Origin of the sequence: Polaromonas sp. (genome assembly GCF_036676035.1) — a bacterium.
In the GTDB taxonomy this organism is placed as follows: domain Bacteria; phylum Pseudomonadota; class Gammaproteobacteria; order Burkholderiales; family Burkholderiaceae_C; genus Polaromonas.
This window is the reverse complement of record NZ_JAKFDR010000098.1, coordinates 44,742-64,125: the sequence shown is the minus strand read 5'-3', so window position 1 is coordinate 64,125 and position 19,384 is coordinate 44,742. Positions and strand designations below refer to the sequence as shown.

The following is a 19,384-nucleotide window of genomic DNA, read 5'->3' as shown; positions in this document are numbered from 1 at the left end:
AAACAACATGAAATTATTCAAATCAAGCGTGATCCTCGGCCTGCTGGCCCTGAGCCTGGGCAGCGCCCTGGCGCAGGAGGCGGCCATCCGCAAAAACCTCGGCGAGCGCCTGCCCAACCTGCCAAAAATCGATGAGGTCAGCAAAACACCGATGAACGGCCTGTATGAAATCCGCGTCAACGGCAGCGATATTTTTTACACCGACGCCGAAGGCAACTTCCTGATCCAGGGCCATCTGATCGACACCAAGGTCAAGCGCAACCTGACCGAGGAGCGCATTGACAAACTCAACGCGGTGGCCTTTGATACGCTGCCGTTCAAGGACGCCTTCACCATTGTGCATGGCAACGGCAAGCGCAAGATGGCCGTGTTTGAAGACCCCAATTGCGGTTATTGCAAACGCTTTGAGCGCGACATGCAAAAGGTCACCGACGTCACCATCTACCTGTTTTTGTACCCCATCCTGAGTCCGGACTCGACAGAAAAATCGAAAAACATCTGGTGCGCCAAAGACAAGGGCAAGGTCTGGCAGGACCTGATGCTGCGTGACCAGCCGGTGGCCAGCGCCAGTTGCGACAGCAGCGCGATTGCCCGCAATATCGAGTTTGGCAGAAAGTACCGCATCACAGGCACCCCCACCCTCATTTTTTCAGATGGCTTGCGTGTTCCCGGCGCCATCAACGCCCAGCAGGTCGAGAAACACCTGACCGAGGCCAAGGCCCAGTAATGGATGTTTGATGCCAGAAGTTTTAGCAGAACTGGCATCCAGCCCCCGTTGAATGTGCGCCAATAGCTCTCTTTTTGATAGCATATAGCTGACCTTCCCGGGCTGCCTGTGGCCAGCTGCCGGGAGGCGCGCGGGCTGCAGCGTTCGCGTGGGGTATTCTTTTGATCAAGATGAAAAAAAATACACCGAACCACCCCGCACCTCTTCATTACCGCGTCGAGATCGCCGATCTGCACGCCCACCTGTTTCGCGTCACCCTCACCATCCGCCAACCGACGGCCCTGCAGCGCGTGTCGCTGCCGGTCTGGATTCCGGGCAGCTACCTGGTGCGCGAGTTTTCCAAAAACCTGCAGCGCCTGCAGGCACGCCAGGGCGCGCGCGCGCTGGCCACGACCGTGCAGCTGGACAAATGCAGTTGGGAAATTGTGTGCGCCCCCGATAAACCACTGGTGCTGAGCTACGAGGTGTACGCCAACGACAACTCGGTGCGCACGGCCTGGCTCGATGCCACACGCGGTTTCTTCAACGGCACCAGCCTCTGCCTGCGGGTCGAGGGGCAGGAGCAGGCGCCCCATGAACTGGAGATACCCGCCTCCAAAGCGATCGCCGGCTGGAGCGTCGCCACCGGGCTGGCCGCGCAAAAAATCAACAAGCAGGGCTTCGGCAGCTACCAGGCGGCCAACTACGACGAACTGGTGGACAGCCCGGTGGAGCTGGGTTGCTTTTGGAGCGGCAGCTTCACGGCCTGCGGGGTGCCGCACCGCTTTGTGGTGGCCGGGGCCCCGGCCACCTTTGATGGCGAGCGGCTGCTGGCCGACACCCGGAAAATTTGTGAGACCGCCATCCACTTCTGGCACGGCAACAAGAAGCCGCCCCACAAAACCTACCTGTTCATGCTCAACGCCGTGGACGACGGCTATGGCGGGCTGGAGCACCGCAACTCCACCGCGCTGATCTGCAACCGCAAGGATCTGCCGCGGCTGGGGGAGGCCAAAACCGCAGAGGGTTACACGACGCTGCGCGGCTTGATCAGCCACGAGTACTTTCATACCTGGAACGTCAAGCGCCTGCGCCCGGCAGACTTTGAGCGCTACCAGTACGGCGGCGAAAACTACACGCAGCTGCTGTGGTTTTTCGAAGGTTTTACCAGCTACTACGACGACCTGCTGCTGCGCCGCGCCGGGCTGCTGGACGATGCCGGCTACCTCAAGCTGCTCAACAAAACCATCAACCAGGTCATGCAAACCCCGGGGCGGCTGGTGCAATCGGTGGCCCAGGCCAGCTTTGACGCCTGGGTCAAGTACTACCGGCAGGACGAAAACACGCCCAATGCCACGGTGAGCTACTACACCAAGGGCGCCCTGGTGGCCTTGTGCTTTGACCTGACGCTGCGCAAAGAGGGGCGCCGCTCTGCGTCCACGCTGGATGACGTGATGCGTGCCCTGTGGCTGCGCTGCAAGGCCGGCCCCATGCGCGAAGCGGATTTTGCCGCGGTGCTGCAGGAACTGGGCGGACGCTCTTTTGGCAAGGAAATCGCCAGCTGGGTGCACGGCACCACCGAACTGCCCCTGAAGGAGCTGCTGCAGCGCCATGGCGTGGGCGTGCTGGAAGAGCCGGCCCAACTGGCGCAGCGGCTGGGTCTGCGCGTCACCGAAACACAAGGCATCCAGGTCAAAACGGTGCTGCGTGGCGGCGCGGCCGAGCGCGCAGGCTTCGCGGCGGGTGATGAATGGCTGGGCGTGGAGCCCGCCACCGCGCGGGCCAGCAAACCAGTCGGCGACAGCTGGCGCCTGGGCAAGCTCGACGAGCTGACGCTTTATGCCGGCGGCAGCAAGAAAGTCATCGCCCTGGTGGCGCGTGACAAGCGGCTGCTGCGCCTGGATCTGGCCATGCCCGCCGCCTCAACCACCTGGCGGCTGGTCGTGCAGGATGCAGCGCTGGCCAGCCAGTGGCTGGCGCCCGCGCGCTGACCGGCCACCCGCCCTTGAAGCCGGAAAGATCGTGGCATGATTAACGGCTTGAAAAAGGCTTAGAAGGACCTCGCCATGACTTATGAACTGATTCTGACCAGAACCGAAGGCCCGGATTCGCGCCAGGTCGCCATCGTTACCCTGAACCGGCCCAAGCAGCTCAACGCGCTCAACGACCAGCTGATGGACGAGCTGGGCCGCGCGCTCAAGGGCTTTGACGCCGACGCGCGCATAGGCTGCATCATCATCACCGGCAGCGAGAAAGCCTTTGCCGCCGGCGCCGACATCGGCGCCATGGCGCAATACAGCTTTGCCGATGTCTACAGCAACGACTACATCACCCGCAACTGGGAGCAGATCCGCAGCGTCCGCAAACCCGTGATCGCCGCCGTCAGCGGCTTCGCCCTGGGCGGCGGCTGCGAGCTGGCCATGATGTGCGACTTCATCATTGCCGCCGACAACGCCCGTTTCGGCCAGCCGGAGATCAAGCTGGGCGTCATCCCGGGAGCCGGCGGCACGCAGCGGCTGCCGCGCGCCGTGGGCAAGGCCAAAGCCATGGACCTGGCCCTGACCGGCCGCATGATGGATGCGACCGAAGCCGAGCGCGCCGGTCTGGTGAGCCGGGTCGTGCCGCTGGACAAACTGATGGATGAAGCGCTGGGCGCCGCCCTGATGATTTGCGACTTTGGCCAGCCCAGCGTGATGGCCGCCAAGGAAGCCGTCAACCGCGCCTTTGAAGGGACGCTGGCCGACGGCATCATGTTTGAACGCCGCCTGTTCCACGCCCTGTTTGCCACCAGCGACCAGAAAGAAGGCATGGATGCGTTTGTCAACAAGCGCAAGCCGGTCTTTACGCATCGCTAGGCTTCGGCGACGGGATTTTGATGCCTGTGATCGGGCTTTTATCGCCGGCCGATCCGAAAAATGGTTATAATCTAAGGCTTTGGCGCTTTAGCTCAGTCGGTTAGAGCGATGGAATCATAATCCACAGGTCCGCGGTTCGAATCCGTGAAGCGCCACCAGATTTTTGATGTCGCTATTGACATAAAAGCCACTGTCGCTGACAGTGGCTTTTGTACTTTGGACGTTCAGCAATTGCAGCCCCTGGGCCGCCCTTGCAAGTTTTCACTTTCACAGCCTCTGGACACACACCATGAAACGCTGCCGACATTTGATGCCCCGTCTGCCCGCTGTCGCCCTGACAGTCTTGATGGCCTGCGCCAGCCTGTTCGGCACGCCGGCCACCGCCCAAAGCGAGGCCCAAGCCAGCGTTCGGGAATTTCCGAAAGCCGCATTGCGCGGCGAACTCGTGGTGCTCGCGCCCCCCGAGATCACCATGAACGGCGCAGCCGACCGCCTGTCACCCGGCGCACGCATCCGGGACAGCGACAACAAGCTGGTGCTGACGGGCCAGGTGATCAATCAGCGACTGCTGGTGAACTACCTGCGCGACAACCTGGGTCAGGTGCAGCAGGTCTGGATACTCAACAGCGAAGAGGCCAAGGAAAAGCGGGCAGGCCTGTCGCACACCAACATCATTTTTGGCTCTGACACTGCCACCACGCCTGAAGACGACGGCAAGACGCCTTACAAGCAGTTGCCCCGCTACAAACAGTAAGCCAAGCAAGCCCGTCAGCTGCTGTTTACTTTCAAGCCAAATTGGCCCGTAGCCCTCGCCCAATCTGCGTGAGCAGCTACCTATTCGATAGCGAATCATGAGTAAAAAAGTCTTTATCAAAACCTTCGGCTGCCAGATGAACGAGTACGACTCGGACAAGATGTCCGACGTGCTGCATGCCGCTCAGGGTTACGAGCCCACGCAAAACGTCGACGAGGCCGACCTGATCCTGTTCAACACCTGCTCGGTGCGTGAAAAGGCGCAGGAAAAAGTGTTCAGCGATCTGGGGCGCATCAAGCACCTCAAGAAAAAAGGCGTGCTGATCGGCGTGGGCGGTTGCGTGGCCAGCCAGGAGGGCGCAGCCATCATCCAGCGCGCGCCCTATGTCGACGTGGTGTTCGGTCCGCAAACCCTGCACCGCCTGCCCGAACTGCTCAGCAAACGCGCGCAACTGGGCCAGTCGCAGGTCGACATCAGCTTTCCCGAAATCGAAAAGTTTGACCATTTGCCGCCGGCCCGCGTGGAAGGCGCCAGCGCGTTTGTCAGCATCATGGAAGGCTGCTCCAAGTACTGCAGCTACTGCGTGGTGCCCTACACCCGGGGTGAAGAAGTTTCGCGCCCGTTTGAAGACGTGCTGGTCGAGGTGGCCGGCCTGGCCGATCAGGGCGTCAAGGAAGTGACCCTGCTGGGCCAGAACGTCAACGCCTACCGCGGCAAAATGGGTGAAACCGCCGACATTGCCGACTTTGCCACGCTACTGGACTACGTGTCGGACATCCCCGGCATTGAACGCATCCGCTACATCACCAGCCACCCCAACGAGTTCACGCAAAACCTGGTTGATGCCTACGCCAGGCTGCCCAAACTGGTGAACCACCTGCACCTGCCGGTGCAACATGGCTCGGACCACATCCTGATGGCCATGAAGCGCGGCTACACAGCTATGGAATACAAGAGCACGGTGCGCAAGCTGCGCGCCATCCGCCCGGATCTGGCCATGAGCAGCGACTTCATCGTGGGCTTCCCCGGTGAAACCGAAGATGACTTCAACAAGATGATGAAACTGATTGACGAGGTGGGCTACGACACCTCTTTCAGCTTCATCTTCAGCCCGCGCCCCGGCACGCCCGCAGCCGCGTTGCACGACGACACGCCGCATGAGGTCAAGCTCAGGCGCCTGCAGCATCTGCAGGAAACCATAGACAACAATGTGCGCGCCATCAGCGCCAGCCGGCTGGGCACGGTGCAGCGCATTCTGGTGGAAGGCGCGTCACGCAAAGACCCGACCGAGCTGATGGGCCGCACCGAATGCAACCGCGTGGTCAACTTCAAGGGCCAGCCACGGCTGGTGGGGCAGATGATCGATGTCACCATCACCGAAGCCATGCAGCGCTCATTGCGTGGTGAAGTGCTGGTTCACGAATCAGCGCTGGCAGCCTGACGGGCATTCGTGCCCTCAGGCGTCACAGCCGCTTACAAAGTGCTGGCCGGTAGATGACGTTCATGCCCTGATACTGAATGGTGTATGTAGGGCTTTCAGGCGAACTCGCCAGCCCTGTACGGCCATCCGCTGCATTCAAAAACAACCCTGCTTTTTTGTAATTTTCCGCATGAGATCATTTGCTGCATTCTTTCTGACCTTGCTGACCCTCTCTATCTCGCCCATGGCCTCGGCCCAAGAGGCTGCCGCCACGCCTGACGCGTCTGGCAACAAGATCCGGTTTCAATTCAGTCCCTACAGCCGCCACTTCACCTATAACTCTGAGCACGCCCACGTGTTCATGCTGGGACTGGAGCGTGAACGGCCTGACCGCAAGCTCGATGGTGTTGCAGTGTTCAGAAATTCGTTTGGCCAGCCCAGCGCTTTTCTCTACCCCTGGGGTGAGCGTTACCCCTCCATCGCCGGCATCACCGGCCTGGATTTCAAATGGACGGCGGGTTTGCTGTATGGCTACAGGGCACCTTACGAGAACAAGGTGCCGCTCAACTACAAGGGCTTTTCGCCTGGCCTGATCCTGGCCCTGAGCTACCAGATCACTCCCCGCCTGTCGACGCAAATCAACATGCTGGGCACCGCCGGCCTGATGCTCCAGCTCAACGCCGAGCTGCCCTGAGCGACGGGTCCTAGAACTTGGGCATGCCCTTCATGCCCCCCATGCGCTTCATCATCTTCATGAGGCCGCCGCCCTTCATTTTTTTCATCATGCCCTGCATCTGCTCAAACTCGTTGAGCAGGCGGTTGACTTCCTGGACATGAACGCCCGAGCCTGCGGCAATACGGCGCTTGCGCGTGGCCTTGATCAGCTCGGGTTTGCGGCGCTCCAGCGGCGTCATGCTCTGGATGATGCCCTCCTTGCGCCGGATGTCTTTCTCGGCCTTGTTCATGTCGACCTGACCGGCCTTGGCCGCCATCTGCGCCGGCAGCTTGTCAAGCAGGCTGGACAGGCCGCCCATGCTTTTCATCTGCTGCAGCTGGCTTAAAAAATCGTTGAGGTCAAAACCGTCGCCCGACTTCATCTTGGCGGCGAGCTTTTGCGCCGCCTCGACGTCAACCCCGGCCGCGACCTGCTCCACCAACGCCACGATGTCGCCCATGCCCAGAATACGCCCGGCATGGCGCTGGGCGTCGAACACTTCCAGGCCGTCAAGCTTTTCGCTGATACCGGCAAATTTGATGGGCGCGCCCGTGATCTGCCGCACGCTCAGGGCCGCACCGCCGCGCGAATCGCCATCGGTCTTGGTCAGGATGATGCCGGTCAGCGGCAACGCGTCCTTGAAGGCCTTGGCGGTGTTGACCGCGTCCTGACCCTGCATGGCATCGACCACAAACAGGGTTTCGACCGGATCCAGCGCCTGGTGCAGGGCCTTGATTTCCTGCATCAAGGCTTCGTCAATGGCCAGGCGTCCCGCGGTATCGACCAGCAGGACGTCAAAAAAGTGCTTGCGCGCATAGTCCAGGGCCGCGTTGGCGATGTCCAACGGCTTCTGATCGGGCGTACTGGGGAACCATTCGGCCCCCGCTTGCCGGGTTACGGTTTTCAGCTGCTCGATGGCCGCCGGGCGGTACACGTCACCGGATACCGTCAACACCTTCTTCTTGCGCTTTTCGATCAGGTGTTTGGCCAGCTTGGCGGTGGTGGTGGTTTTACCCGCCCCCTGCAGGCCCGCCATCAAAATCACGGCCGGGGGTTGTGCCGCCAGATTGATGTCGCTGACGCCTTCTCCCATGGTGGCGGCCAGCTCCCGGTTCACAATGCCCACCAGCGCCTGGCCCGGCGACAGGGACCCCATCACCTCCTGCCCCAGCGCCTTTTCCTTGACGCGGGCAATGAAGTCGCGCACCACGGGCAAGGCCACATCGGCTTCCAGCAGCGCCATGCGGACCTCGCGCAGCATGTCCTGCACATTGGAGTCGGTAATACGGGCCTGGCCTCGCATTTCCTTGACGAGGCGGGATAATTTGTCGGTAAGGGCTGAGGCCATGGGAAGGCTCCACAAACATGGAGCAATTAGGTAAGAAAAACGGAAGTAAGGACTAAACTCTAGCCATGATTTTAGCTTTGAGCGCCTGGTGGGGTCTGGCCATCGCCGTAGGGGCGGCATTGGCCTATGCCGTCCTGGCCCTGGCCGCCCCACGTTTGAGTTTGGGGGCTACCCGCGCCGTCCTGTTGGCAGCCTGGTTGCTGCACGCCCTGACACTGACCGAGGGCCTGCTCGGCCAGCCGCCACGCTTCGGGTTCGCACCGGCGCTGTCCATGACGGTCTGGCTGGTCCTGACCGTGTATGCGATTGAAAGCCGGTTGTTTCCGCAGTTGCAGGCACACTGGGCGCTGGCTGGTCTGGGCAGCGCTGCCGTCGTACTCTCGCTGATATTCCCGGGCTCCAGCTACCACGTGATTGCCTCGCCCTGGTTGCCGCTGCATTGGGCGCTGGGCATTGCGTCGTATGGCCTGTTTGCCGCGGCCGTGGTGCATGGCTGGCTGATGACTCGCTCCGAGCGCTCCATCCGCTCTGCAGCGCAAACCGATGCCGGCGTGCCGCTGCTCACGCTGGAGCGCTTGACCTTCCGTTTTGTAGAGGCCGGTTTTGTGCTGCTGTCCGCGACGCTGCTGGTGGGCTGGCTGTTCGCCGAAACCCTGTACGGGCCTGGTCTGGCCTGGAAGTGGAACCATAAAACCATCTTCTCGGTGCTTGCATGGCTCGTATTTGCCGGTCTGCTCGCAGGCCGTGCGCAACTGGGCTGGCGTGGACGCACCGCCGTGCGCGTGCTCTACCTGGGCTCGGGTTTGCTGCTGCTGGGCTATGTCGGTTCGCGCTTTGTGCTGGAAGTCATTTTGAAGCGTGTCTGAGTATGAAATACCTGCTTGTCATCGCTGTCGTACTGGTGGGCTTCTGGCTTTGGCGCAACAACCGGCGCGCCGAACTGGAACAGCGACGAACTTCCCGCCCAGACACCCGCCCCGGACCACCCACCCAGGCCACGGAAATGGTGGCTTGCGATGTGTGCGCTGTCCACCTGCCCCGCTCCGAAGCCCTGATCGGACGCCGCGGCATCTACTGCAGCGACGCTCACCGCCAGCAGGCCGGTGACTGAATGACCAGCGAAGCAAGCTCCTGGTTCGGCCCGGCAGAAACAACATCGGGCGCTTGGGAGGCGGAGCCGGAAATCGGCTCTTTTTACCGCTTGTGGCATGTCTTCATGACCGCACGCGTAACCATTGCCAGCGTGCTGGTGGTCCTGCAGGCCTCCATTTTTGCGCTGGGCAACGTCACCAATGGCTGGTCCATTGCGGTCTGCCTGGCCTATTGGTGCGCCACGCTGGTGGTGCGGCTCTGGGCCCGTCCGAAACCACCCGGCAGCACGTTTGATGCGCAGTGGCTGTTCACCATCGGCGTGGACGTCATCACGTTTTCATTGCTGAATTTTTTGCAGTCCAGCGGCATCAATTACACCCCCTTGTTCGCCCTGCCGGTGCTGCTGGCTTCCGTGCTGGGCCCCATTTTGCTGGCCTTTGGCACCGCAGCCAGCGTCACGCTGCTGCTGCTGGCCGATGCCTGGTGGCTGTCGCTGCAACCCCTCGGAGAATCCACGGCCCGCTTCCTGCAGTCCGGTTTGAGCGGGTCGGGGTTTTTTGTAGTGGCCCTGCTCGCCAACCAGCTGGCCTTGCGGCTGGCGCGGCAGGAGCACCTGGCCAAAAGCAATCAGGCCGTGGCGCGCATGCAAACACAGGTCAATGAACTGGTGATTGACACGCTCGCCGATGGCGTTCTGGTCATCGACTCCAATGGCATCGTCCGTTCCGCCAACCCGGCTTCCAGACGCTTGCTGGCAACACACGATGCCGCACGCCCCCCTCCTTTTGTGCTCGCCGCCGAAGTGGCCTGGCAGCCGCTGGCAGGCTTGCTGCACCAGACCTTTACCCTGAAAACACCGCAGGAGGCGGACGTCAGCCTGGAGTGCCCGGCACGCAACGCCCGACGGCTGCATGTGCGCACCCGGCTGGCCGCATCGCCAGATGGCGCCCATGAAAGCCTGTGCGTGATGTTCCTGGAAGACCTGCGCGAGATGGAAGCGCGAGTGCGCACCGAGAAAATGGCCGCCATGGGCCGCATGTCGGCGGCAGTGGCCCATGAAATCAGGAACCCGCTGGCCGCCATTTCCCAGGCCAATGCCCTGCTCGAAGAAGATTTGAAGGATGCAGGGCACCGTCAGCTGACCGGCATGGTCCGGCAAAATGCACAACGCCTGGCCAAAATCGTCGAGGAAGTCCTGAACATTTCACGCGTCCAGCCCGCCACCGGACAGCCAAGCACCACCCTGCTGCTGGACGACGCGGTATCGGGGATCTGCTCGGACTGGTCCCAGCAAGCGTCATCGGGCCACCTGCTGCGTACGACACCCGGCGCAGGCCATGCGGTCGTCCAGTTTGAACCGGAGCATTTGCGACGCGTGATGATCAATCTGCTGGACAATGCGTTGCGCTATGCAAGTGCTTCAGCGGGCGCCATCCAGGTGAGCACCCAAACTGCGGCCCCGGGCCAGACGCGGCTGTCCGTCTGGAGCGATGGGCGGCCGCTGGAGACAACCGTTCAATCCCACTTGTTCGAGCCGTTTTTTTCGTCGGAAAGCCGTTCCAGCGGACTGGGACTGTATATCTGCAGGGAACTTTGCGAGCGTTATGGCGCCCTGATTGGCTACCAGCGCGCCCTGCGCCAGCAGGTTGAGGGCAATGAGTTCTTTGTGATTTTCAGGCCGGCGCCTGCGCCCACGGCCGGACGGTCCTCTTCTTTTGACACAATGGCAGCCTGAAAGCCATGACAACACCTACTGCCTCCGCCCAGCCAGCACAAATACTGATCATCGACGATGAGCCCGATTTGCGCACCCTGTATGAGCTGACCCTGCTGCGGGAAGGCTACCGGGTTGAAGCGGCCGCCGATTTGTCGCAGGCGCGCTTGCTGCTACAGGACAAGCGCTTCGATGCCGTGATCACCGACATGCGCCTGCCCGATGGACTGGGCCTGGAGCTGTTGCGCGAGATGGTGGGCCAGCAGCGTCCCGAGCGCTGCGTGGTCATCACGGCCCATGGCTCCGCTGAAAACGCCGTCGAAGCACTCAAGGCCGGCGCCTTTGACTACCTGACGAAACCAGTCGACCTCAAGCAGTTTCGCAGCGTGGTGGCGTCAGCCATACAGGGCGCCCAAAACGCCGTCACCACTTCAGCCCGTGCCGAGCGCAGCGAAGCCAGTCCGCAGGCGGCGGCATCGCTCAAACCCGGGGAAACTTCTGCGATCCTGCAACGGCTGGTGGGCGAATCGGCCGCCATGCAGGCCGTCAAATCCCGCATCGTCAAGGTGGCGGGCAGCATGGCCCCCATCCTGATCCAGGGCGAATCCGGCACCGGCAAGGAACTGGTGGCGCGCGCCGTGCATGGCTGCAGCCACCGCCATGCCGGTCCGTTTGTGGCGGTCAATTGCAGCGCCATTCCTGAAAACCTTCTGGAAGCCGAATTCTTTGGCGCGCGCAAAGGTGCTTACACCGGCTCGACCCAGGACCGGCTTGGGTATTTTCAGGCGGCCAAGGGCGGCACCCTGTTTCTGGATGAGATCGGGGACTTGCCGCTGGCCATGCAGTCCAAGCTGCTGCGCGCCATCCAGGAACGTGTGGTCCGGCCTTTGGGGTCCCCGCAGGAAGACGCGGTCGATGTCCGCGTTGTCAGCGCCACCCACAAGGACCTGGCCGCCGAAGTCCAGGCCGGACGCTTCCGCCAGGATTTGTACTACCGGCTCAACGTCATCGAAATCAGCGTGCCGCCCCTGCGCGAGCGGCGCGAAGACCTGCCTGCGCTATGCCATGCCTTGCTGGCCAGGATTTGCCAGGAGTCCGGATTCAGCATGCCCCACCTGAGTGGCCCGGTTCTGGAGCGGCTGCGTTCACACCCCTTCAATGGCAATGTCAGGGAGCTGGAGAACGTCTTGCACCGTGCCGTGGCGCTCAGCGAAGGCGGCGACCTGCACCTCGACACCCCACCCGGTGAGCATGTGACCGTGCCGGACAATCTGCAGGATTTCCTGGATGAGCAGGAGCGCAGCATTTTGGCCAAGGTGCTGCAGGAAACCCGCTTTAACCGCACGGCTGCGGCGTCCAAGCTGGGCCTGAGCCTGCGCCAGATCCGCTACCGCATTGCGCGCCTCAATATCGTGACCCCGCATGGCGATGAAGCCCTCCCCGACAACGAGCAACCCTGAGGCGGCACCGGCCCTCTGGCTAAACGGCTGGTACCGTTATGCGAGGGCGCTGGCCTCCCCCAATTTTGGCCCGCGCCCCGGCGGCGCACCGATTGACCTGATCGTCATCCACTCCATCAGCCTGCCGCCAGGGCAATTTGGCACGGGCAACGTGCAGCGCCTGTTTACCAACCAGCTGGACTGGGAGGAACACGCCTACTTTCAAGGCATCCGGGGCCTGCAGGTCTCAGCCCATTTTTTCATTGCCCGCACCGGCCAGCTGTGGCAATTTGTAAGCTGCAATGACCGCGCCTGGCACGCCGGTGAATCGAGCTACCGCGGCAAAAGCAACTGCAACGACGACTCGATAGGCATTGAGCTTGAAGGGCTGGAAGGCGATGCCTTTGATCCGCCGCAATACGAAACCCTGGCCGGGCTTTGCGCAGCGATTCTTCAGCAGTATCCGATCGCCCACATCGCCGGTCACGAGCATATCGCCCCAGGACGCAAGCAGGACCCGGGGCCGGGCTTTGACTGGCCCCTGTTGCAGCACTCGCTGGCCCTGCCCGATCCCTATTTTCCCGCAGCTCGCTGACTCAACGCTTCCTGTAAAAAATACCATTTTTGGCAAACAGCGCGCCAGCGCCCCTCGCTGACGCCCGGGAAATCAAGTATTGGCAAGCCCTTGCAAGGCTAAACGCTTGGCAAGGCGCATGAGCGTTTTGCGGGAAGTCCTTTCCCCTTATTTCATCAGGCCTGCAAGGCCCTCCATCACCCCGGCAGCAAGCCTATTTCAAAGCCCCAAAAAAGGCCACAAAACGTAACAGTGCATTCAGGCCGCGGTACACTACCTGTAGTGGCTTGAATTCCCCATAGACCCTAGGTATAGTGTTTGAACCCTAATTCAGTTTGATGTAATTTGGGTGCAACAAACAAGGAATTCAGCCAATCAGCCGGTACACCGCCAACCGCTTCAAGTTGCTTAGAACCGCACATCAAACCCATCAAAACAAAACACAAGAGGAAGCCATGCAAACAATCCTGACTGCAGCCCCCGCCACCGCCCCGGCCATGCCGCCATCTGCCAGCGACACTAGCGCACAGCCCAACGCCCTGGCCCATTACCAGATCATTCGCCGCAACGGTGCAGTGGTCCCGTTTGAACCGAACAAGATTGCCGTGGCCATGATGAAAGCCTTCCTGGCCGTGCATGGCACCCAGGGCGCGGCTTCGGCCAGTGTTCGTGAAACCGTGGACGGCCTGACACAGGCGGTCATGCGTGCGCTGATGCGTTCGCGGCCCGGTGGCGGCACCTTCCATATTGAAGATGTGCAGGACCAGGTTGAACTGGGCCTGATGCGCGGCGGTCATCATGAAGTGGCCCGCGCCTATGTGCTGTACCGCGAGAAGCGCACCCAGGAGCGCGCCCGTCAGCCCCAGTCGCCGGCACCGCAAGCCCCCTTGCTGCACGTGATGGACGGCGGCCGGCGAGTTGCACTGGACACCCGCAAGCTGCAAGCGCTCATTGAAGCGTCGTGCGCCGGCCTGGGCGCTGACGTCAAACCCGACCCGATCGTGGCCGAGACCATGCGCAATCTTTACGATGGCGTGCCGATTGATGAGGTTTACAAGGCGTCCATTCTGGCGGCCCGCACCCTGATCGAAAAAGACCCGGATTACACCTACGCCACCGCGCGCCTGCTGCTGCACACCATCCGCAAGGAAGTGCTGGGCGAGGAAGTGGCCCATGAAGAAATGGGGACCCGCTATGCCGAGTACTTCCCCCAGTTCATCCAGAAAGGTGTCGAGAACGAACTGCTCGATGAGAAACTGCAGCAGTTCGACCTGGCCCGCCTGGGCGCCGCACTCAAGCCCGAGCGCGACCTGAAGTTTGACTACCTCGGCCTGCAGACCCTGTTTGACCGCTATTTCCTGCACGTGCGCAAACAGCGCATCGAGCTGCCACAGGCTTTCTTCATGCGTGTGGCCATGGGCTTGTCGCTCAATGAAGTCAACCGCGAAGAGCGGGCCATCGAGTTCTACGAAGTCCTGTCTTCATTTGACTTCATGTCCAGCACGCCCACCCTGTTCAATGCCGGCACCCTGCGCTCGCAGCTGTCGTCCTGCTACCTGACCACGGTGCCCGACCATCTGGACGGCATCTATGAGTCCATCAAGGAAAATGCCCTGCTGTCCAAGTTTGCCGGCGGCCTGGGCAACGACTGGACGCGCGTGCGCGCCCTCGGCTCGCACATCAAGGGAACCAACGGCGAATCCCAGGGGGTGGTGCCCTTCCTGAAAGTGGTCAACGACACCGCGGTTGCGGTCAACCAGGGCGGCAAGCGCAAGGGCGCGGTCTGCACCTACCTGGAAACCTGGCACCTGGACATTGAAGAGTTTCTGGAGCTGCGCAAGAACACCGGCGATGACCGCCGCCGCACGCACGACATGAACACGGCCAACTGGATTCCCGACCTGTTCATGCGCCGCGTCATGGAAAACGGCTCCTGGACGCTGTTTTCGCCTTCAGACACACCGGATCTGCACGACAAGTTTGGCGTTGACTTCGAAAAGGCCTACACCGCCTACGAAACCAAAGCCGAGCGCGGCGAAATCAAGCCCGCCCGCAAATTGCAGGCGGTGGACATGTGGCGCAAGATGCTCTCGATGCTGTTCGAGACCGGCCACCCCTGGATCACCTTCAAGGACGCCTGCAATGTACGCTCACCCCAGCAGCACAGCGGCGTGGTGCACTCCTCCAACCTGTGCACCGAGATCACGCTCAACACCAGCGACACCGAAACGGCGGTCTGCAACCTCGGCTCCATCAACCTGGTGCAGCACCTGAAAAACGGCGCCGTGGATCAGGACAAGCTGAAAAAGACGATCACCACCGCCATGCGCATGCTGGACAACGTGATTGACATCAACTACTACGCCGTCAAGAAAGCCCGTGACTCCAACATGCGCCACCGCCCAGTCGGGCTGGGCATCATGGCCTTCCAGGACTGCCTGTACGAACTGCGCATTCCCTACGCCTCCGAGGCTGCGGTGGCGTTTGCCGACAAATCCATGGAAGCGGTCTGCTACCACGCCTATTGGGCATCGACCGAGCTGGCCAAGGAACGCGGCAAGTACGCCAGCTACAAAGGCTCGCTGTGGGATCAGGGCATTTTGCCGCTCGATACGCTGGACCTGCTGGCCAAAGAGCGCGGCGGCTATGTGGAAGTTGACCGCTCCTCCACCCTGGACTGGGATGCCCTGCGCAAGAAAATTGCCCAGGACGGCATGCGCAACTCCAACTGCGTCGCGATTGCCCCCACCGCCACCATCTCCAACATCATTGGCGTGGATGCCTGCATCGAGCCCTGCTTCGGCAACCTCTCGGTCAAGTCCAACCTGTCCGGCGAGTTCACCGTCATCAACCACTACCTGGTGCGTGACCTCAAGCGCCTGGGCCTGTGGGACGACGTGATGGTGGTGGACCTCAAACACTTTGATGGCTCGCTGCGCCCGATTGACCGCGTGCCGCAGGACATCAAGGCGCTTTACGCCACGGCATTTGAAGTCGAAACGTCCTGGATCGTGGAGGCTGCGGCACGTCGCCAGAAATGGATTGACCAGGCGCAGTCGCTCAACATTTACATGGCGGGCGCTTCCGGCAAAAAGCTGGACGACACCTACAAGCTGGCCTGGCTGCGTGGCCTGAAGACCACCTACTACCTGCGCACCATGGGCGCCACGCACGCCGAGAAATCCACCGTGAAGGCCGGCAAGCTCAACTCGGTCGCATCAGGCAACACCGACGACGCCGGCAGCATGAATGCGCTCGATGCCGCGGCGGCGGCAGCCCAGGCACAAATGAATGCCGGGCCTGCCACCGATATCAAGTTCTGTGCAATTGACGACCCTGGCTGCGAGGCTTGCCAATAAAAAAAGATCGAATGGCGCGCTGAAATTCAGCACGCCATTCGATGTAATTGAGCAACACTAATTTGTAGCGATGTGAATGAACACTTTTCATTTTGTATCGCTGCTTTCATAATCCAGAGTATTGGAAACATCTATGTTGACCTGGGACGAAGAAGTCAAACCATCGTTGCAAAAACCTCTTGCCAGCAGCTTGCCCGATAGCCGCTTGATGGAACTTCAGCCTCTTTCTTTGCAAACCCAAGCCCCTGCGCGCGCACTGAGCGACGCTGCGCTCCAATCGGCAGGCACCCCTTCTTCTGCAGCGGCACCAGCCGCTACGGCATCCGCAACCGCCCGCCGCGTCAATGCGGCCGACAAGCGCATCATCAACGGCCAGACCGACGTCAACCAGCTGGTGCCTTTCAAATACAAATGGGCGTGGGAAAAATACCTGGCCACCTGCGCCAACCACTGGATGCCGCAGGAAGTGAACATGACGCGCGACATCGCGCTGTGGAAAGATCCGAACGGCCTGACCGAAGACGAACGCCGCCTGGTCAAGCGCAACCTCGGCTTCTTTGTCACGGCCGACTCACTGGCCGCCAACAACATTGTGCTGGGCACCTACCGCCACATCACAGCCCCCGAGTGCCGCCAGTTCCTGCTGCGCCAGGCGTTTGAAGAAGCCATTCACACCCACGCCTACCAGTACATCACCGAGTCGCTGGGCCTGGACGAAAGCGAGATCTTCAACGCTTACAACGAAGTCCAGTCGATCCGTGACAAGGATCAGTTCCTGATCCCCTTCATCAACGTGATCTCGGACCCCCACTTCAAGACCGGCACCCACGAAGCCGACCAGACGCTGCTCAAGTCGCTGATCGTGTTTGCCTGCCTGATGGAAGGCTTGTTCTTCTACGTCGGCTTCACGCAGATTCTGGCCCTGGGCCGTCAGAACAAGATGACCGGCGCGGCCGAGCAGTACCAGTACATCCTGCGCGATGAGTCCATGCACTGCAATTTCGGCATCGACCTGATCAACCAGCTCAAGCTGGAAAACCCACATTTGTGGACGGCCGAGTTCAAGGCCGAGATCAAAGCGCTGTTCATGAAAGCCGTCGAGCTCGAGTACCGCTACGCCGAGGACACCATGCCGCGCGGCGTGCTGGGCCTCAATGCTTCCATGTTCAAAGGCTACCTGCGCTACATTGCCAACCGCCGTGCCACGCAAATCGGACTTGAAACCTTGTTCCCGAACGAGGAGAATCCGTTTCCGTGGATGAGCGAAATGATTGACCTGAAAAAAGAACGCAATTTCTTTGAAACCCGTGTGATTGAGTACCAGTCCGGTGGTGCCCTGTCATGGGATTGATCTGAGATTGATTGACGCAAGACACGAATAACAATGATTTCTAGAATTGCAATGGCCAATGACAGCACCACAGAAGTGCGCATTGGACTTTGCTCCTGTGTTCACGGCGCTGGGTCCGGTTATCCGCAGACCCAACGCTGTGAATCGCTTTGCGTACTCCAGACGTGAAGTGCTCTTTGCAATGTGATCAAGGAGAAAACTATGGCAACTGCGAAAAAACCTGCAGCTAAAAAAGCTGCTCCCAAGAAGGCTCCTGCTAAAAAAGTAGCGGCTAAAAAAGCCCCTGCTAAAAAAGTAGCAGCTAAAAAAGCTCCGGCCAAAAAAGCGCCAGCGAAAAAAGTAGCAGCTAAAAAAGCTCCTGCTAAAAAAGCGCCAGCGAAAAAGGCCCCAGCCAAGAAAGTAGCGGCTAAAAAGCCAGCTGTTAAAAAAGCAGCAGCTAAAAAGCCTGCGGCCAAGAAGGTAGCGAAAAAAGCAGCCGCGAAGAAACCCGCTGCCAAAAAGCCTGCCGCCAAGAAAGCCGCGAAAAAACCCGCTGCGAAGAAAGCAGCGAAGAAACCCGCTGCCAAAGCAGCACCTGCTGCCCCGGCTGCCCCTGCGACTCAGACAACTCTGAACCCGCAAGCTGCCTGGCCGTTTCCAACAGCCAGCAAGCCGTAAGCAGCAAGGTACTTCTGCTTAAAAGCCCGACGTCGCAAGATGCCGGGCTTTTTTACTTGTCTTCGCCTGGGCGCCCTTCGCCCTTCATGCCCCATGAACTCTTCCCCCAGACAGCCCGCAGCCCCGTTTTTACGCACCGGCAAAAATGGCGATGTGACCATCACGGTGCATGTGATCCCCAATGCCGCCAAAACGCAGGCCGACGGTTTGCATGGCGAGGCAGGTGACCTGGCCTTGCGGGTGCGTCTGCATGCACCACCGGTCGAGGGCAAGGCCAACCAGGCGCTGATCAAATGGCTGGCTGGCCAGTTGGGCATTGCGCCCAGCACGATTGAGCTGGTACGGGGAGACACTTCAAGGCGCAAGCAGCTTCGGGTGAGCGCCCGCGTGGCGGAAAAAGCCAATTGGGAGAAGCTGGATCAGCCCCCGGTCAAGCCCCAACCCTGAATTGTTACAAAATCAGTAGCTGCTCACACAATCTTTGCAAGGGCTAGCGCCCTATTTGGCAGATTCCAGCGTGTAGTTCTGCGGCCCACGCTGGGCGATCTTGAGTGCGCCGATCTTGTTGCCCAACTCGGCGCAACGCACCAGCGACCAGCCCTGCTCCAGGCCGTGGAGCAGCGCGCCGCGCCAGGCATCGCCGCAGCCCGTGGGGTCAACCACTTCTTTCGCTTTCACCGGCGGCACCACCGTTTTCTCGCCATCGATCCAGACTTCGCAGCCCTCGGCACCGAGGGTCACGACCAGACCCTTGACGCGGCGCGAGATCTCCGCACTGCTCCAGCCGATACGCTCGCTGAGCATCTTGCCTTCGTAGTCGTTGACCGTGACCCAGGTCGACTGCGCGACGAAGTGCGCGAGTTCCTTGCCGTCGAACATTGGCAGGCCCTGGCCCGGGTCGAACACAAAGGGAATGCCCGCCGCCTTGAACTGCTCGGCGTGCTGCAGCATGGCGTCGCGCCCGTCCGGTGAAATGATGCCCAGCTTGATATCGCTGCGCGCCGCGATCTTCGTGATGTGCGCCTGCATCATCGCACCGGGGTGAAAGGCCGTGATCTGGTTGTTGTCGCGGTCGGTCATGATCATGGCCTGCGCGGTGTAGGTGTCGTCCACCTGGCGCACGAACTCGGTGCTGATGCCCAGGCTCTCCAGGCGCTGCAGGTAGTCGGCGCCGTCGCTGCCCACGGTGGCCATTGGCAGCGGTTCGCCGCCCAGCAGCTTCAGGCCGTAGGCGATGTTGCCGGCGCAACCGCCGAAGTCGCGCCGCAGTGCCGGCACCAGAAACGACACGTTGAGGATATGCAACTGGTCGGGCAGGATTTGCTCGGAAAACCGGCCCTCGAAAGTCATGATGGTGTCAAAGGCGAACGAGCCACAAATTACAGCAGACATTAAGTTCT

General features: G+C 60.8%; 17 protein-coding genes and 1 tRNA gene. 16 read left to right on the top strand and 2 right to left on the bottom strand.

The genetic code is table 11. The features are described from left to right. The first annotated feature begins 7 nt into the window (after positions 1-7). The 7 genes from V6M61_RS14585 to V6M61_RS14555 all read left to right on the top strand — a co-directional run bounded on the left by V6M61_RS14585 (position 8) and on the right by V6M61_RS14555 (position 6,429). The gene (locus V6M61_RS14585; RefSeq protein WP_332777303.1) at positions 8-727 is read left to right on the top strand and encodes a DsbC family protein; all 720 of its coding nucleotides are present in this window, start codon (positions 8-10) and stop codon (positions 725-727) included. Between the two features lie 170 nt (positions 728-897). Beyond that, positions 898-2,697 carry a M61 family metallopeptidase gene (locus V6M61_RS14580; protein WP_332777302.1) on the top strand — a complete coding sequence of 600 codons (1,800 nt, stop codon included), beginning with the start codon at positions 898-900 and terminating at the stop codon, positions 2,695-2,697. A gap of 75 nt (positions 2,698-2,772) precedes the next feature. Next, a complete protein-coding gene (locus V6M61_RS14575; protein WP_332777301.1) occupies positions 2,773-3,561 on the top strand; it encodes an enoyl-CoA hydratase in 789 nt (262 codons plus the stop codon). 81 nt (positions 3,562-3,642) lie between these two features. After that, positions 3,643-3,719, top strand: a tRNA-Met gene (locus V6M61_RS14570). A 131-nt stretch (positions 3,720-3,850) separates the two neighbouring features. Beyond that, the gene (locus V6M61_RS14565; RefSeq protein WP_332777300.1) at positions 3,851-4,315 is read left to right on the top strand and encodes a hypothetical protein; all 465 of its coding nucleotides are present in this window, start codon (positions 3,851-3,853) and stop codon (positions 4,313-4,315) included. Between the two features lie 97 nt (positions 4,316-4,412). Then, positions 4,413-5,756 (top strand): tRNA (N6-isopentenyl adenosine(37)-C2)-methylthiotransferase MiaB, encoded by a 1,344-nt coding sequence (gene miaB, locus V6M61_RS14560; RefSeq protein ID WP_332777299.1) that lies wholly within the window; start codon positions 4,413-4,415, stop codon positions 5,754-5,756. 169 nt (positions 5,757-5,925) lie between these two features. Next, the gene (locus V6M61_RS14555; RefSeq protein ID WP_332777298.1) at positions 5,926-6,429 is read left to right on the top strand and encodes an ABC transporter ATP-binding protein; all 504 of its coding nucleotides are present in this window, start codon (positions 5,926-5,928) and stop codon (positions 6,427-6,429) included. A 10-nt stretch (positions 6,430-6,439) separates the two neighbouring features. Here the strand turns inward: V6M61_RS14555 and ffh are convergent, their stop codons facing one another. Continuing rightward, positions 6,440-7,798 carry a signal recognition particle protein gene (ffh, locus tag V6M61_RS14550; protein WP_332777297.1) on the bottom strand — a complete coding sequence of 453 codons (1,359 nt, stop codon included), beginning with the start codon at positions 7,796-7,798 and terminating at the stop codon, positions 6,440-6,442. A 65-nt stretch (positions 7,799-7,863) separates the two neighbouring features. Here ffh and V6M61_RS14545 point away from each other — a divergent pair, with 65 nt between their 5' ends. From V6M61_RS14545 to V6M61_RS14505, 9 genes are all read left to right on the top strand, one after another. After that, positions 7,864-8,664: a cytochrome C assembly family protein gene (locus V6M61_RS14545; RefSeq protein WP_332777296.1), complete on the top strand. Its 801-nt coding sequence runs from the start codon at positions 7,864-7,866 to the stop codon at positions 8,662-8,664. A gap of 2 nt (positions 8,665-8,666) precedes the next feature. Then, on the top strand, positions 8,667-8,909 hold the full coding sequence (locus V6M61_RS14540) for a PP0621 family protein (protein WP_332777295.1): 243 nt from the start codon (positions 8,667-8,669) through the stop codon (positions 8,907-8,909). After that, positions 8,910-10,625, top strand: coding sequence for a sensor histidine kinase (locus tag V6M61_RS14535; RefSeq protein WP_332777294.1), 1,716 nt, complete (start codon positions 8,910-8,912; stop codon positions 10,623-10,625). Positions 10,626-10,630: 5 nt separating this feature from the next. Then, a complete protein-coding gene (locus tag V6M61_RS14530; protein ID WP_332777293.1) occupies positions 10,631-12,064 on the top strand; it encodes a sigma-54-dependent transcriptional regulator in 1,434 nt (477 codons plus the stop codon). Beyond that, positions 12,033-12,638 carry a 1,6-anhydro-N-acetylmuramyl-L-alanine amidase AmpD gene (gene ampD, locus V6M61_RS14525; RefSeq protein WP_332777346.1) on the top strand — a complete coding sequence of 202 codons (606 nt, stop codon included), beginning with the start codon at positions 12,033-12,035 and terminating at the stop codon, positions 12,636-12,638. The genes V6M61_RS14530 and ampD overlap by 32 nt, the downstream gene beginning before the upstream one ends. Before the next feature lie 434 nt (positions 12,639-13,072). Further along, the gene (locus V6M61_RS14520) at positions 13,073-15,976 is read left to right on the top strand and encodes a ribonucleoside-diphosphate reductase subunit alpha (protein ID WP_332777292.1); all 2,904 of its coding nucleotides are present in this window, start codon (positions 13,073-13,075) and stop codon (positions 15,974-15,976) included. 133 nt (positions 15,977-16,109) lie between these two features. After that, on the top strand, positions 16,110-17,327 hold the full coding sequence (locus V6M61_RS14515) for a ribonucleotide-diphosphate reductase subunit beta (protein WP_332777291.1): 1,218 nt from the start codon (positions 16,110-16,112) through the stop codon (positions 17,325-17,327). Between the two features lie 201 nt (positions 17,328-17,528). Then, positions 17,529-17,984: a histone H1-like DNA-binding protein gene (locus V6M61_RS14510; RefSeq protein ID WP_332777290.1), complete on the top strand. Its 456-nt coding sequence runs from the start codon at positions 17,529-17,531 to the stop codon at positions 17,982-17,984. Positions 17,985-18,077: 93 nt separating this feature from the next. Beyond that, positions 18,078-18,431, top strand: coding sequence for a DUF167 domain-containing protein (locus V6M61_RS14505; protein WP_332777289.1), 354 nt, complete (start codon positions 18,078-18,080; stop codon positions 18,429-18,431). A 51-nt stretch (positions 18,432-18,482) separates the two neighbouring features. On the opposite strand, the gene V6M61_RS14500 is transcribed toward V6M61_RS14505, so the two are convergent. After that, on the bottom strand, positions 18,483-19,376 hold the full coding sequence (locus V6M61_RS14500) for a carbohydrate kinase family protein (RefSeq protein WP_332777288.1): 894 nt from the start codon (positions 19,374-19,376) through the stop codon (positions 18,483-18,485). Positions 19,377-19,384 lie beyond the last annotated feature (8 nt).

Bases quoted from the DNA above. Each gene is read 5' to 3' on its own strand.
- V6M61_RS14585 (WP_332777303.1), top strand. From the start codon at position 8: ATGAAATTATTCAAATCAAGCGTGATCCTCGGCCTGCTGGCCCTGAGC.
- V6M61_RS14580 (WP_332777302.1), top strand. From the start codon at position 898: ATGAAAAAAAATACACCGAACCACCCCGCACCTCTTCATTACCGCGTC.
- V6M61_RS14575 (WP_332777301.1), top strand. From the start codon at position 2,773: ATGACTTATGAACTGATTCTGACCAGAACCGAAGGCCCGGATTCGCGC.
- V6M61_RS14565 (WP_332777300.1), top strand. From the start codon at position 3,851: ATGAAACGCTGCCGACATTTGATGCCCCGTCTGCCCGCTGTCGCCCTG.
- miaB (WP_332777299.1), top strand. From the start codon at position 4,413: ATGAGTAAAAAAGTCTTTATCAAAACCTTCGGCTGCCAGATGAACGAG.
- V6M61_RS14555 (WP_332777298.1), top strand. From the start codon at position 5,926: ATGAGATCATTTGCTGCATTCTTTCTGACCTTGCTGACCCTCTCTATC.
- ffh (WP_332777297.1), bottom strand. From the start codon at position 7,798: ATGGCCTCAGCCCTTACCGACAAATTATCCCGCCTCGTCAAGGAAATG.
- V6M61_RS14545 (WP_332777296.1), top strand. From the start codon at position 7,864: ATGATTTTAGCTTTGAGCGCCTGGTGGGGTCTGGCCATCGCCGTAGGG.
- V6M61_RS14540 (WP_332777295.1), top strand. From the start codon at position 8,667: ATGAAATACCTGCTTGTCATCGCTGTCGTACTGGTGGGCTTCTGGCTT.
- V6M61_RS14535 (WP_332777294.1), top strand. From the start codon at position 8,910: ATGACCAGCGAAGCAAGCTCCTGGTTCGGCCCGGCAGAAACAACATCG.
- V6M61_RS14530 (WP_332777293.1), top strand. From the start codon at position 10,631: ATGACAACACCTACTGCCTCCGCCCAGCCAGCACAAATACTGATCATC.
- ampD (WP_332777346.1), top strand. From the start codon at position 12,033: ATGAAGCCCTCCCCGACAACGAGCAACCCTGAGGCGGCACCGGCCCTC.
- V6M61_RS14520 (WP_332777292.1), top strand. From the start codon at position 13,073: ATGCAAACAATCCTGACTGCAGCCCCCGCCACCGCCCCGGCCATGCCG.
- V6M61_RS14515 (WP_332777291.1), top strand. From the start codon at position 16,110: ATGTTGACCTGGGACGAAGAAGTCAAACCATCGTTGCAAAAACCTCTT.
- V6M61_RS14510 (WP_332777290.1), top strand. From the start codon at position 17,529: ATGGCAACTGCGAAAAAACCTGCAGCTAAAAAAGCTGCTCCCAAGAAG.
- V6M61_RS14505 (WP_332777289.1), top strand. From the start codon at position 18,078: ATGAACTCTTCCCCCAGACAGCCCGCAGCCCCGTTTTTACGCACCGGC.
- V6M61_RS14500 (WP_332777288.1), bottom strand. From the start codon at position 19,376: ATGTCTGCTGTAATTTGTGGCTCGTTCGCCTTTGACACCATCATGACT.